A 12,991-nucleotide genomic window follows, 5' to 3' on the forward strand; every position below is an offset into this window, starting at 1 on the left:
AAAAATTATGAATTATCATTTTATTCCCATCTGCTCGGTGAGGTACATATCCTGAAACTTGTTGATGGTTTTGATGAGTTCCGGCGTTACAGAGGGGTCAATGGTGGCACGGTACTCCAGCCACTTGGAGAATGCCATAAAGACCTCAATCGCATCCACGACATTAGCCTTCTTGTCAAGTTTCTCGATGACGGAGGACAGTTTGGCGAGCTTGTCGCCCAGCCCTGCTATGAGCGAGGGGTCTTCCGACTCGTTCACCTCGGTTATCAACTTGTCTATGGTGAGCAGCAGTTTGTTCACCAGCTCGTGGCGCGTCACGTTCTTGGCCGCCCTCGCCTCTTTCCAACCATCCGCATTGCACCACTTGGATATGGTAACCCTTGACACCTCTACTTTCTCCGCTATCTCGTTCTGCTCCATTCCTGCAAGGTAGAGAGAGCGTGCCAGTGATTTTTTCTTTTCTGTTTCTGCTTTTGTCATAAATCGGTTTGTTGCTTTACCATGCAAAATTGCCTTATTTTATTGAGGTTGCAAAAAAACGGTGCAGCCGCTTCATAGAAGCGTGCAGTGGTTTCATACTTTTTTGGAAGTCAATGATTTATGACATAATATTGCAGCGGAAATCGAATATTAAACGCAAATGGGAAAACGTGTAAGAATATCTAATGACAGCCTGAACAGCTACGGGTCCAGAGTGCTGACGAGCGGCATGGACGTGTCGCAGTACAACCGTAACCCCGTACTGCTCTATATGCACGAGCGCGGCAATGTGGTGGGTTATGTGAAAGACCTGAAGGTGGAGAACAATGAGGTAACCGGTGAACTGATGTTCGACTGTGCCTCAGAACTGAGCCAACGCTGCAAGAAGCAGTTTGAGTTCGGAAGCCTAAGAATGGTGAGCGCCGGTCTGGAGATACTTGAGATGAGTGAGGACAAAGACCTGCTTGTAGTCGGGCAGACACGTCCCACCATCACCAAGAGCAAGCTATTTGAGGTAAGCGTCGCTGATGTCGGTGCCAATGATGATGCCCTCGTGCTTCATAAAGACGGAAAAAGAATAACCCTCGGCAGGGACGGAGATTGCCCGCTGCCGCTTTTGAATAATATTAACAAACAAAAAACAGAAGAAATGGAAAACAAGACCATCGCCCTGAATTTGGGGCTGCCGGAAACGGCAACCGAGGCTGAAATCTCCGCCAAGATTGCCGAGTTGAAAGCCGTCAAGGAACAGAACGCGTCTCTGCTTCAGGAAAAAGAGAAGCTCACTTTGGCGAGAATCAACAGCCTTATAGATCAAGCCATCGCTGACAAACGCATTGAGTTAAATAACAAAGACCAGTTTGTGGAGCTGGGCAAGAAGATAGGCGCGGAGGAACTGGAGAAGACGCTGAAGGCGATGCACCCTGCCGTGAAGCTGTCTTCCGTATTGGGACATCAGGGCGGTGCTCCTGCCGGAGATCAGACCTTCACAAAGCTGAGCGAGGTGCCGAGAGACCAGATAGCGACCTTGCGCTCGGAGAATCCGGAGGAATACAAGCGTCTGTACAAGGCCGAGTACGGCATCGAGTGTGTGATCTAAATAGTAAACCGGTTAACCAGTTCACGAGTTCATAGTTATAAGGCTGGTTCTATAAATTACCACCGTAAAGTTTTTTTATGTCAGTCTTTTTACGTTTTGTCATCTTGTGGTCTCTATTATGTGGGACTAGGTGGGACTATGTTGGACTAGGTAGGACTAGGTTTTTATATAAAACAGGGTCGCGATCTGACAATGCTAATTTATAGAACCGCCCATAATTATGAATTGTGAATTGTGAAAGAATAACCCTAAAAACAAAAAAGATGAACAAAATTTTAAAGATGTTTGCCGCACTGCTATTCAATGCGATAGTAGGTGCCGTCATTGCGAAAATGCTTGGCTTGCCTGCCGTGGCGGGCGCATTGACCCTCAACTTGGTGGCTGCCATGGTGGGCGCCATGCCAAAAGGCGCACTCCGCGCTGGAGTATTTACAGAGATATGGACCGGCGAGCTGGTGAAAGCCCTGCGCAGAGGCCTTGAAGGCTCATGGCTCGACGGCGTGCCAGACCAGAGTACCATCACCAACAACGACGTCATTCACCTCGTCGACGTAGGGGTCGACCCTGACGTGCTGGTCAACAACACCACCTATCCCATACCACTGCAGGCCTTGGACGACAAAGACATTGCCATCAAGCTCGACAAGTTCCAGACAAAAGTCACACCCATCACCGATGACGAACTATATGCCGTCAGCTACAACAAGATGGCACGGGTGAAAGAAAGTCACGGCAACGCGCTGAATGACGCTAAATTTACAAAAGCCGCCCATGCGCTCTGCGCTCAGAAAAACAGCGCCACCACGCCCGTGCTCACCACCACCGGCGAGCGCGACGCTGAGACTGGCCGACTGCGCCTGACACCTCAAGACCTTGTGGCCATGAAACGGGCGCTGGATAAGATGAAGGTGCCGGCAGAAAACCGCCGTCTCGTGCTCTGCCCCGACCATGTGAACGACCTGCTGCTCGCCAGTCAGAACTTCCGCGAGCAGTACAACATCGACCGCGGAACCGGTAAGGTAGGCAAGCTCTACGGGTTCGACATCTTCGAGTATGCCAACACGCCGCTCTATACGCAGGCTGGCGTCAAGAAAGCGCTTGGCGCAAACGCCGAGAAGGGAGAGTTCCAGTGCTCGTTCGCCTTCTACACGCCACGCGTGTTCAAGGCCACAGGGTCCACGAAGATGTATTACAGCGAGGCTTCCACCGACCCCGAATACCAGCGTAACAAGATCAACTTCCGCCATTATTTCATCTGCATGCCTAAAAAGACTGATGCGGGCGTGGTAATGGCAAACGGCTATAAGGAAACCGCATGATGAGCAAGCCGATGAAATATCTCGTCATCCACTGCACCGCCACGCCGGAGGGGCGCGAGGTCACCGCGGCTGAGATACGCCGATGGCACACCGCGCCACCCCCGGCAGGCAGGGGGTGGAAACACGTTGGCTACACGGACCTCATTCATCTTGACGGCACCATCGAGCGGCTGGCGCCCAACAACGAAGACGACCGTGTAGACAACTGGGAGATCACCAATGGTTCGGCAGGGTACAACAGCGTGAGCCGGCACATCGTGTATGTGGGTGGATGCGACAGCGACATGCGCCCTAAAGACACACGCACGCCGGCACAGCGCGAGGCGCTCAAGCGATACGTCCTCGAGTTCCACAGCCGGTTCCCGCAGATACGCATCGTAGGGCACCACGACCTCAACCCCGCCAAGCAATGCCCCTCGTTCGACGTGGGGCGGTGGATGGCCGGGATAGGAGTTCATAATTCATAATTTACAATTCACAATATACAAGCAATGGGAGACACGATATTTCAAATCCTGCAATGGGCAATCCCATCGGGCGGTATCGGAGCCGCCATTGCCTGGATCGCCAACCGGCGGACCAGAACCGTCGAGGAGAAAAAAAAGATAGAGGATACCTACAAGCAGATGTACGACATGGTGAGCCGTGAGCTCATCAGTCTGCAACAGCAAAACGAAACCAACTATGACAAAATTGAGAATCTTCGCACCGATGGCGACAAGATGCGACGGGTGCTCAACCGCCTCTCACGGGCCATCGAGGCTATTCAGATATGCCCTCATCGCACTACTTGCCCTGTCAGCGTGGAGCTGTCGCTCGACCAAGACAGTGCAACGCCAAAGCCTGCGCGAGGAAAGCATGAGCCTGCAAAGGGACAGCCTCACGGCGACGGTCACCCAAACATGGCAGAAGCCGGTGAGGGTTCCCATGGCAACAGCCTGTCTCAGGCTGACACTCGACAGCATCAGGCAGCTGCCACCAGGGGCGTCGTACACGGCAAGGGAAAAACAGGCGGCCGTCAAGCTCCAAAGGAAACCGGCGACGGCGAATGAGCCTGAGCAAATCATCATTGAGGCACAATGCGACTCACTGCTACTGGTAGCCGCAAGTTACTCAAAGAACATCATCACGCTGAAACGGCAACTCAATGAGGCGAACAGGGCAAACAGCGAGTTGAGGGAAACGGCAAAGGATCGCGGCGCCCCCGGTCTCAGAATTACATTCATCGCCTTCATCGCCGGGGTGGCGGCCGGCATAGTATCAACCCATTTAATAAGAAAGATATGGCAAAAAGTGTTTTAGACGGAACAAACCTCATCCTTAGCGTGGATGGCAAAGCGCTGGGATTTTCCACCGGATGCAAGGTAAGCACCACCACCGAGACAGGTGAGCGCGTCACCAAAGAGGCAGCAACTGGCAAGTGGAAGGAGAAATATGTAAAGAGCTTCTCGGAGAGCATCTCCGCAGAGGGCTGCGTGCTCACCGACGGCGACAGCGAGACCCCCACCTACGATCAGCTCAAGGAAAAACAGCTCGCCGGCGAGCCCATCGAGGCCGCCTACGGCTTGCGCGACGGCGACAAGCGAACTGGAAAAACCAGCGGTGGCTACAAGGGAAAGTACATCATCACATCGCTCGAACTCGACGGGCAGGCCGGTGACGACGCCAAGTACAGCGTACAGCTGGAGAACTGCGGAAAGGTGGGAAAGGTGGCGTCAGGTCTTAGTGAGTCTGGTTCAACAGCTAGCGCGGGAGGAACCAGGTCATGAAGATAGTCATCAACGGAAAGTCTTACCCCTGTTATCTGGTAATGGGGGCATTCCTGCTGTTCAAGCGCGAGACAGGAAAGGATGTAAGCCAGCTCAAACAAGAAAACCTCGAAGACCTGCTCATGCTCATGTGGTGTTGCGTCAAATGCTCATCACAGGCAGCGGGACAAGAGTTCCCATTAGATTTCGAGACCTTCTGCAACACCATCACGCCCGACATGCTCACACAGTGGAACCGGCAAATCAGTTCCATGGATGAAAAAAAATGACCAACAAGAGGTAACGCAGGCTGATGTTGAGCAACTGCTCGGAATCGCGCTGGGGTGCATGGGCATGGGGATGGACGACTTCTGCCGATGCACCCCTTCTGAGTTCAGGGCGGCGTGGGACGCATGGAACGACAGGCGCATGGCCGTAGAGCGCGACCATTGGGAACGCTTGCGCATGAGCTGCCTGTGTACCTTGCAGCCATGGGCAAAACAAAGGTTAAGCCCGAGTGACATCATGGAGTTTCCATGGGATGAGAAACAGGAAAACCAAAAGCAAGACATACCCGACAGGCAGGAGATCATGCGCAGGTACAGGGAGGAAAAGCGGAAGGCAGGACTGAAATAGCCCGCTTATTTAGCCTTGATGACACCATAGCAGAACAAAAGACCTGCGATGATCACCACAAGGCAAAACGCTACCATAAGCACACTGGCAACAGGGTGCTCCACTATCAGGTCGTGAAGGGGCTGTAAGTTGACGCTTGCTAACATAAAGTTCAAAGTTCAAAGTTTGAAGCTGCTGCAAATATAAGAAAAAAAAATAGAAACCATGACAAAAGAGGTCAGTTTTACCATCAAAATCAACAGTGACGGAGGAGTGAAGAAAGTCACCGCCGACGCAAAAGAGGTGGGGAAGGCACTGTCCGAGGTGCAGGAAGAGGCCGAGAAAGCCAAACAAAGTGTCATCACCTGGGCACAGGCGGCACAGGCCGTGGACGCATTTCAAAACTCCATCGCACAACTCCAGGGGGTGCTCTGTGACCTTACACAGGCATACCAGGTACAGCTGGTGGCAGAAACGCAGCTCGACACCATCATGCGACAGCGCATGGGAAGTACCGACGCGGAGATACAAAGCGTCAAACAACTGTGTGCCGCGCAGCAGGAACTCGGCGTCATCGGCGACGAGGTGCAGATGAGCGGCGCCCAGCAGATGGCCACCTTCCTCAAGCAGAAGCAGAGCCTCGAGGTGCTCATTCCGGCCATGAACAACCTCATCGCGCAGCAGGACGGACTGAACGCGACCACACAGGATGCGGTGAGCGTCGGCAACATGATGGGAAAGGCCATGCAGGGGCAGGCAGAGGTGCTGCAACGCGTGGGAATCACTTTCGACGAGACACAGAAGCAGGTGCTCCAGTACGGAAATGAGTCCGAACGGGCCGCCATGCTCGCGGAGGTGATCACGGCCAACGTGGGCAACATGAACGCACAACTGGCAAAGACCGACGCCGGCAAGCAGAAGCAGCTGGAGAACACCCTCGGAGACATCAAGGAACAGTTGGGGAGCATGGTACAGGGAGCCATGCCCTTTGTCACCATCGCCGCACAGACCATGATCTGCCTGGCGGCCACGGCGAAACTCATCACGTCCATCAAGGCGCTCAGCGCGGCATTCGTCCTTACGTCCATCAAGGGGCTGGCACTGGCAGTTCACGAACGGGTGGTGGCAACGGCACAAAACCTTCTGGCGGCAAGCGGATATACGGCAACGGCAGGAACGGCGGCGCTCACCGTTGCCGTAACGGCACTCTACGCAGCCATGACCATGGGCATTTCCCTCATCATCACCGGGATTATTTCCCTGTTCAGTTCCATGGGCGACGAGGCGGAAGACGCAGCGCAGGACGTGGACATGCTCAAAGAAAGCACGGACGCCTTCAGCAGCGCGTCATCCAACGCCAAGGCGGAGATCGACATGGAGGTGAGCACACTGGCATCGCTCATCAACAGCCATAAGAACACGACGAAAAAGGTAAGCGAGCTCAACAAGAAGTACGGGGAGAGTTTCGGGTATCACCGCACGGCGGCGGAATGGTACGACACGCTCATCTCAAAAAGCAAGGTCTATTGCGCGCAAATCGGATACGAGGCACAAGCCAAGGTGCTCGCATCGAAAATCGCCGCCAAGCAGCTCGAAAAAGAGAGCAAGCAAAGCGAACGCTTCCAGCTGGGGCAGCAGTATTGGGACGGCAACGGCAACACGCATTACAACTGGGAGAATGCAGCCGGAGGAAAAGACTACTACGAACAGCTGGGTGGCGAGGTGAGCAAGCTCACTAACGATATAAAGGTACTGCAACGGCAGTATGGCGCCTGCATCAAGCACATGGTGGATGCACAGAAGGAACTTGAGAGGTCACGAAACAATGTGCGCGTCACGGATGCGAACATACACGAACTCACCAACGAGGAACTCAATCAGGAGCTGGAGCAGAAACGAAAAGAACTCGACAGGGTCAAGGGCAACGACAACGCCGAACGGCAACGACTCAACCGTGAGATTGGACGCTTGCAAAAGGAATTGAACAAGCGCGACGCTGTCAACAAGAGAGAACAGGGCGTGGCGCACACCAACAAAAAGACAACGAGGAAAACCCATGCTAAGCAAAACGCACCCGAAAAGCCGGTGGAAAATCCAAAAACACTGGAGCAAATAGCCAAGAACCTCTCCTATTATGACAACCTGTTGAAAAAAACCGACAAGGATGACAAGAACAAGATAGCCAGCCTGACAGCGCTCATCGGCAAGTACAAGGAACTGCAAAAGGCGGTGCAGCAGGAGGTCGATGCGGCAAGCCGGCCAACGTCGCTCGACACCTTGGAAGACATTGACGCACAACTGCTGTATCAGCAACAGCTGCGAAAACAGGCGTCCAAGGAGAAACTCAGCCAGATCGACGCTGAGATAAAACGTTTGAACAATCTTAAAACGGCATTCGAAGACAGTTCGCACGCAGCCCTCAAGACAGATGAGATAAAGACCTATGAGCAGCTCGACGAAGAGATTGCCTTCTACGAGAAGCAGCTCAAGAAAGCCACGCAAAGCGGTCGAGCGGAGATACAGAAGCACATTCTCGCCTTGCAGAAGCTGCGGCACGAGTGGGACGAGGCCTTGGCAACGCTCGCAAAGCCCGCACACATCGGGACACTCAACTCGATGGAAGAACTCGACAAGGCCATCAGCTACTATGGCGCCCTGCAGCGAAAGGCAAGCGCACAGGAGGTGGAGAACATACAGCGCACCATCAATGCCTTGCAGGACAAGCGGGATGCCATGGCGAGGATGACACAACTGCCTGCCATGCACGAAGAGACACACGCGCTGGGAGCCATGAGCGGAAAGAAGCTGCGCATTGAACTGGAAGTGATTGGCTTGGAGGGCATTCGTGAAAAAATACGCTCCCTGCAGAAAATGCTCGCCGACACGAAGAATCCACTCGGAGCGCAACAGCGCGAAGAGGTGAAGGAACTCATCGGCACATGGAAGAGGTATGAGAAGGTGCTGCGGCGAAGCCAAGTCAGCTTCACCGAGGCATGGGGAGGCATAAAGGGCATTGGAGATGGTGTACAGAGCCTTACCAACGCCCTCGAGGGCAATGGGGATGCCTGGCAGACCATCACCGGCGTCGTCGACGCGGCCATACAAATTTACCAAGGGTTGAGCGGCATCATCGCCATCATCGACGCACTCACAGGGGCGACGCAGCAGAACACCGCGGCCACCACGGCGCAAGGCATGGCAAAGACGGAAACGGCGGCAGTAGACAGCGCGGCTACGGCCACGGAAGTCACCAACAGCGCCGCAAGGGCCACGGCGGCAAGCGCGGAGACTACCGCAGACGTGGCAGGGGCGGCAGCCAAGACCATGAAGGCTCATGCGAGCATTCCATTCGCAGGGATAGCCATTGGCATTGGCATGGTGGCCGCGCTCATAGGGGTCATGGCTTCGTTGCCAAAGTTTGCCGACGGCTGTATCGCCTACGGACCCACGCTGGGCATTTTCGGCGAGTATGCCGGGGCGGCAAACAACCCGGAAGTGGTGGTGCCGCTCGACAGGCTCAAGGCTTTGATAGGCGACACCGGCGGTGGTTTCAGCGGCAGGCTGGAGGCAAGGCTGCGTGGGCGTGACATCGTGCTGGCACTGGCAAACGAGACGCGCGTCAGCAGGAAGAAAACAAACATTAGATTATAGGGGAGGTTCTACAAATTCTACTATGTGGAACTAGGTGAGACTATGTGGAACCAGGTGAGACTATGTGGAGCTAGGTGAGACTATGTTTTATATAAAGCAGGCTCGCAATCTTTCAAAGCTAATTTATAGAACCGCCCATAACACGCACACACATGTACATACACGGACATTTTTACAACCAGCTCAACGAGCGCATAGAGGTGCACATCCTCACGAAAGGCAGCCATACGCCAGACATAGAGATAGGGGCGAAGGATAGCGGCATCAGCTGGACCGACGACCCCGTGGACATCACGAGCCAGGTCAGCGACACCTTCGACGCGCTGCTCTGTCAACAGGCGAGCGTGAGGCTGCTCACAAAAAATTTCGTGCCCGACTTCTTCTGCGCGTCATGCTGGGACGCGGTGGTCAACATCTATCGGGAGGGTGAATGCCTCTTCGCCGGATTCGTGGAGCCACAGACCTACTCGCAGGGATATAATGAGGATCAGGACGAGATTGAGCTGAGCTGCATCGACGTACTCACGGCAATGCGATACGCCAAATACAGAGGCGTGGGAACGCCGGGGGTGGCATACGCCGGCATCAAGGCCACCGCCAACCAGCGCACCATGGCAGACATCGTCATGGAAACGCTGAAAGACATGACCAAAGGGGTAGATATCAAGGGAAAGGGAAATCTCACATTCCTATATGATGGCAGCCGGGCACTCGACAGGCTGGAGGAGAACAAATATCAGGTGTTCAGCCAGCTGTCCGTCAATGAGCTGCTCTTTCTCGGCGATGACGAGGATGAGGTGTGGCAGCAGGACGAGGTGCTCGGGGAAACGCTCAAATACCTCAACCTGCACATCAGGCAAGAGGGATTCACATTCTACATCTTCGCATGGGAAAGCGTCAAGAGCCAGCAGCCCATCAGGTGGCGTGACCTCGTCAGCGCACAAGAGTCGGTCACCACAAGGCAACGCGTGGACATCAGCAACGCAAACGTCGTGGGACAGGACACCACCATCAGCGTAGGCGAGGTGTACAACCAGCTGCTGCTCACATGCAAGACCGGGAGCGTGGAGAACGTCATCGAGAGCCCGTTTGACAACGACACACTCGGGAGCCCCTACAACGCCAAGCAAAAGTACATGACCGAGTACAGCTGCGATGGGGAGGGAGAAACCTCCATCGACGCTTTTGACGCCATCACGCATGGCAGAACGACGGGGTACGGCGGGGCCACCATCACAGATTGGTTCGTCCGCGTCATGGAGAACCGGCGCTGGAGGTTCCCGGTCGACGGTATCGGAGACATCATGCATCTGTTCAATCAAGGTGGGCGCTACCAGCAGGCGTTGCCAAACGCATTGACATATTACGACACGGCGGCCCTCATCGCATTTGGAAAGGTAGAACAGCCATGCGCAGTGAAAGACAACGCGCCCATCGCAAAAGTGCAAATGACCAACTATCTCGTCGTGAGTGTCAACGGAAACGGTATCGACAACAACCCGGCGGAAGTGTATCCAAACGAGCGAAGTCTCAAGGCATCCATTCCAAGGGCAGTATACGAGGGGAGCGCCTCCGGGGGGGTGTTCTCACCAAGCGATGACAAAACTACCAACTACATCGTCATCAGCGGGAACGTCATCCTCAACCCCATCACCCCGCTCACCGACAATTTCAGGGCCATCAACGACTACAAACCCAGCTTTCCTTTTGCAGGAAGGAGAATCATGAGGTGGTGGCACCACACGGTTCCGGCAAAGAACAACCGGAACAAGTATTACACACAGCAGTGGTGGAAAGCCGACACGCCCGCCCAAGAGCCTACGTGGGACAGGGACACCACACGAGGACTGGTGCCGTTCACCGGGTCGGCGCCAGAGCAAGTCGAGTTCAACTACAGTGCCATTGGCGACGGAACCGACAGAATCTCGAAAGTAGCGGTGTTGGCCTGCATGCTCATCATCGGAGACAAGTGCGTGGTCGAGGAGGGCGACGGGGGAAGCCCCGGTAACTTCAAATGGGAAAAATACTTCCCCAGGGAAAAGTGCGCAAGCGATGATGTGTATTATCAGCAGAGCTTCACCATTGGCTTCAATCCAAAAATAGGTGACAAGCTCATCGGAAGAAAATTTGACATACAGAACAACATCAGCTACAAAATGGGAATAGACGTCGAGGGCATGGCCATTCCCATCAGAAAATCCGATAAGGTTAGCGGGCAGGTCAAGTTCATGATACTCGGACCGGTGAACGCCACGTGGGAGAACATCACGAGGAGGCATCCCACCTTCTTCAGGCATACCAAGTGGACCAGCAACACCATTTCACTGCTGGCGAACGTCAGCAGCATCCTCATCGAGGATTTTCAGGTGAAGGCGTACAGTGACAATGGGATGACCGAAAGACCGGGTGACAGCGACATCGTCTACATGAGCGACGACAAGCAGCAGTTTGTTAACAGGAAGGATGACATCGAATTCAAAATCAATTCGGCACTCACCTCGGAGGAATGCAGGCAGCTGGGCGTGGCACAGGGGGTATGCATGAGCACGCCGCTCAACTTGCTCACCGGCGACGGGGTGGTCAATATCTACGACCACACAACGGGGAGACAGGCAAAGCCGGAGCAGCTGTATGTTGACAGCTATTACAACGAGTACCACCAGCCCAGAATTCTCATGACCCAAAAGCTCACCGACAAGAAGGAGCAACGCGTCAGCACGTTCAACCACTACAGGCATCCGGCACTGGGAAAGTATTTCTTTGTGCAGGGCATCACGAGGAACCTTGAATCGGGGGAGGCTGAAATGGCACTAAAGGAGATGGAAACATGATAGACGTAAAGATCATCAAAAAACAGAAAAACAAGGCTGCAACGCCAACGCTCAGGACACCGGGAGCAGCCTATGGAGACAAGTCCGTCAAGGAGGCTGTGCACGCCAGTAAAGCCGATATGGCGAAAATGGCGGAAAAGGCCACGCCTCGCCGAACAGGCAGAGCATGCCAAGAAGGCGGACGAAGCAACAAGGGCGGATGAGGCAAATCATGCGCAGGCGGCCAATGAAGCAAACCATGCCAGAATGGCCGATGAGGTGAGCTTGGAATCAAAAACACTGACGCACTTCCTGCGGAACGACATACCCAACACGGCAGCAGAGGTCGTGACATTCCTCAAGGGCATCGTGGCCAAGGCGGTGAGCTTTTTTCAAGGCATCGTCAACAGGGGTGACATCAAAAACATTGGAGACATTACCAATACAGGGAATATCAACAACGCTGGCGACATCACGAACTCGGGCAATATCATGACCAAGAACCTCACGGTGACTGGCAAGGCGACGTTCTTTGAGTTGGAGATACAAAAGGCTAAGGCGGCTGGGGGCATGACGGTGAACTCCGCGGGTACTTTCCACATTGACGCGGTGGAGGAAACGGCGGACGGATTTGTGTGTTTCCAGCGCGCGGAGAAAGACGGCGTGACGCTGTCGCGGACTTGCGAGGTGAATGACCAAATGATGTGTTCAGATGGCATGAACATCCTCAAGGGTGGAAAGGGCAATCACTACTATTGGCGGTTGGTGACGGATGCGCCTAAGGAGGTGGTGACGCGCACGATTGACGGCAAGGAGGAGAAGTGCCTTAAATTGGTTTTGAGCAAGACTGACTGTTCCAACCCGACTGACGACATGCCGAAGGTGGGTGACGAACTCGCGCAGATAGGAAACCGTAAGAACAAGGAAAGGCAGAGCGTCATCATGACGTGCGCCTACAATAGTTTTGACGGTGACCTGAAAGCTCCCTACTGGGTGCAATACATGGGCGTGAACGACTTCAAGCTCGCCACGCACAAGCGCACGTGGTTTGCCGCCAACGGCAGTCAGGTGACCGGCGACTTCAAGGTGAAGGGCGCGGACGGCGGACTTGAATCGGCCGAGGACTATATGGACAGGCTCGTGCGTGAGAACAACTCAGCGCTGTACAAGTTGGTGGAGAACGGCACACGCCCGAACCTGCTGTGGGGCAGCGACCTCAATCTTGACGGCGTGGACGTCTCGGACAAGGCGGCCGTGGAGAAGCGTTTG

At 54.3% G+C, this 12,991-nt stretch carries 12 protein-coding genes and 1 pseudogene; 11 read left to right on the forward strand and 2 right to left on the reverse strand.

The window, feature by feature from the left end:
* Positions 1-15 precede the first annotated feature (15 nt).
* Positions 16-480: a DUF1804 family protein gene (locus tag HMPREF1640_RS03105; RefSeq protein WP_036892289.1), complete on the reverse strand. Its 465-nt coding sequence runs from the start codon at positions 478-480 to the stop codon at positions 16-18.
* 160 nt (positions 481-640) lie between these two features.
* Here HMPREF1640_RS03105 and HMPREF1640_RS03110 point away from each other — a divergent pair, with 160 nt between their 5' ends.
* The 7 genes from HMPREF1640_RS03110 (at position 641) to HMPREF1640_RS03140 (ending at position 5,282) form a co-directional block, all read left to right on the forward strand.
* On the forward strand, positions 641-1,579 hold the full coding sequence (locus HMPREF1640_RS03110) for an HK97 family phage prohead protease (protein WP_036892291.1): 939 nt from the start codon (positions 641-643) through the stop codon (positions 1,577-1,579).
* A 263-nt stretch (positions 1,580-1,842) separates the two neighbouring features.
* Positions 1,843-2,898 carry a hypothetical protein gene (locus HMPREF1640_RS03115; protein WP_036892293.1) on the forward strand — a complete coding sequence of 352 codons (1,056 nt, stop codon included), beginning with the start codon at positions 1,843-1,845 and terminating at the stop codon, positions 2,896-2,898.
* Positions 2,898-3,365: an N-acetylmuramoyl-L-alanine amidase gene (locus HMPREF1640_RS03120; protein WP_036892303.1), complete on the forward strand. Its 468-nt coding sequence runs from the start codon at positions 2,898-2,900 to the stop codon at positions 3,363-3,365. Before HMPREF1640_RS03115 ends, HMPREF1640_RS03120 begins: the two co-directional genes overlap by 1 nt.
* A 24-nt stretch (positions 3,366-3,389) precedes the next feature.
* On the forward strand, positions 3,390-3,950 hold the full coding sequence (locus tag HMPREF1640_RS03125; RefSeq protein WP_036892295.1) for a hypothetical protein: 561 nt from the start codon (positions 3,390-3,392) through the stop codon (positions 3,948-3,950).
* A gap of 231 nt (positions 3,951-4,181) precedes the next feature.
* Positions 4,182-4,667, forward strand: coding sequence for a phage tail tube protein (locus HMPREF1640_RS12515; RefSeq protein WP_052051679.1), 486 nt, complete (start codon positions 4,182-4,184; stop codon positions 4,665-4,667).
* Positions 4,664-4,936: a hypothetical protein gene (locus HMPREF1640_RS03135; protein WP_052051680.1), complete on the forward strand. Its 273-nt coding sequence runs from the start codon at positions 4,664-4,666 to the stop codon at positions 4,934-4,936. The genes HMPREF1640_RS12515 and HMPREF1640_RS03135 overlap by 4 nt, the downstream gene beginning before the upstream one ends.
* Complete coding sequence (locus tag HMPREF1640_RS03140) at positions 4,923-5,282, forward strand: hypothetical protein (protein WP_036892296.1); 360 nt, start codon at positions 4,923-4,925, stop codon at positions 5,280-5,282. Before HMPREF1640_RS03135 ends, HMPREF1640_RS03140 begins: the two co-directional genes overlap by 14 nt.
* Before the next feature lie 5 nt (positions 5,283-5,287).
* On the opposite strand, the gene HMPREF1640_RS13150 is transcribed toward HMPREF1640_RS03140, so the two are convergent.
* Positions 5,288-5,428, reverse strand: coding sequence for a hypothetical protein (locus tag HMPREF1640_RS13150; RefSeq protein WP_156098695.1), 141 nt, complete (start codon positions 5,426-5,428; stop codon positions 5,288-5,290).
* A gap of 58 nt (positions 5,429-5,486) precedes the next feature.
* On the opposite strand from HMPREF1640_RS13150, the gene HMPREF1640_RS12520 reads away from it, so the two are divergent.
* The 4 genes and pseudogenes from HMPREF1640_RS12520 to HMPREF1640_RS03160 all read left to right on the forward strand — a co-directional run.
* Positions 5,487-8,912 (forward strand): hypothetical protein, encoded by a 3,426-nt coding sequence (locus tag HMPREF1640_RS12520; protein WP_052051681.1) that lies wholly within the window; start codon positions 5,487-5,489, stop codon positions 8,910-8,912.
* Positions 8,913-9,064: 152 nt separating this feature from the next.
* Complete coding sequence (locus HMPREF1640_RS03150; protein ID WP_036892298.1) at positions 9,065-11,743, forward strand: hypothetical protein; 2,679 nt, start codon at positions 9,065-9,067, stop codon at positions 11,741-11,743.
* Positions 11,740-11,946 (forward strand): hypothetical protein, encoded by a 207-nt coding sequence (locus HMPREF1640_RS03155; protein ID WP_036892300.1) that lies wholly within the window; start codon positions 11,740-11,742, stop codon positions 11,944-11,946. The genes HMPREF1640_RS03150 and HMPREF1640_RS03155 overlap by 4 nt, the downstream gene beginning before the upstream one ends.
* Positions 11,947-11,989: 43 nt before the next feature.
* Positions 11,990-12,991, forward strand: a pseudogene (locus HMPREF1640_RS03160) (hypothetical protein); the annotation flags it as partial.

The sequence above is a fragment of the Prevotella sp. S7-1-8 genome (assembly GCF_000758925.1).
Taxonomy (GTDB): Bacteria; Bacteroidota; Bacteroidia; order Bacteroidales; family Bacteroidaceae; genus Prevotella.

Coding starts and splice junctions, on each gene's coding strand:
- HMPREF1640_RS03105 (WP_036892289.1), bottom strand. CDS start 480: ATGACAAAAGCAGAAACAGAAAAGAAAAAATCACTGGCACGCTCTCTC.
- HMPREF1640_RS03110 (WP_036892291.1), top strand. CDS start 641: ATGGGAAAACGTGTAAGAATATCTAATGACAGCCTGAACAGCTACGGG.
- HMPREF1640_RS03115 (WP_036892293.1), top strand. CDS start 1,843: ATGAACAAAATTTTAAAGATGTTTGCCGCACTGCTATTCAATGCGATA.
- HMPREF1640_RS03120 (WP_036892303.1), top strand. CDS start 2,898: ATGAGCAAGCCGATGAAATATCTCGTCATCCACTGCACCGCCACGCCG.
- HMPREF1640_RS03125 (WP_036892295.1), top strand. CDS start 3,390: ATGGGAGACACGATATTTCAAATCCTGCAATGGGCAATCCCATCGGGC.
- HMPREF1640_RS12515 (WP_052051679.1), top strand. CDS start 4,182: ATGGCAAAAAGTGTTTTAGACGGAACAAACCTCATCCTTAGCGTGGAT.
- HMPREF1640_RS03135 (WP_052051680.1), top strand. CDS start 4,664: ATGAAGATAGTCATCAACGGAAAGTCTTACCCCTGTTATCTGGTAATG.
- HMPREF1640_RS03140 (WP_036892296.1), top strand. CDS start 4,923: ATGAAAAAAAATGACCAACAAGAGGTAACGCAGGCTGATGTTGAGCAA.
- HMPREF1640_RS13150 (WP_156098695.1), bottom strand. CDS start 5,428: ATGTTAGCAAGCGTCAACTTACAGCCCCTTCACGACCTGATAGTGGAG.
- HMPREF1640_RS12520 (WP_052051681.1), top strand. CDS start 5,487: ATGACAAAAGAGGTCAGTTTTACCATCAAAATCAACAGTGACGGAGGA.
- HMPREF1640_RS03150 (WP_036892298.1), top strand. CDS start 9,065: ATGTACATACACGGACATTTTTACAACCAGCTCAACGAGCGCATAGAG.
- HMPREF1640_RS03155 (WP_036892300.1), top strand. CDS start 11,740: ATGATAGACGTAAAGATCATCAAAAAACAGAAAAACAAGGCTGCAACG.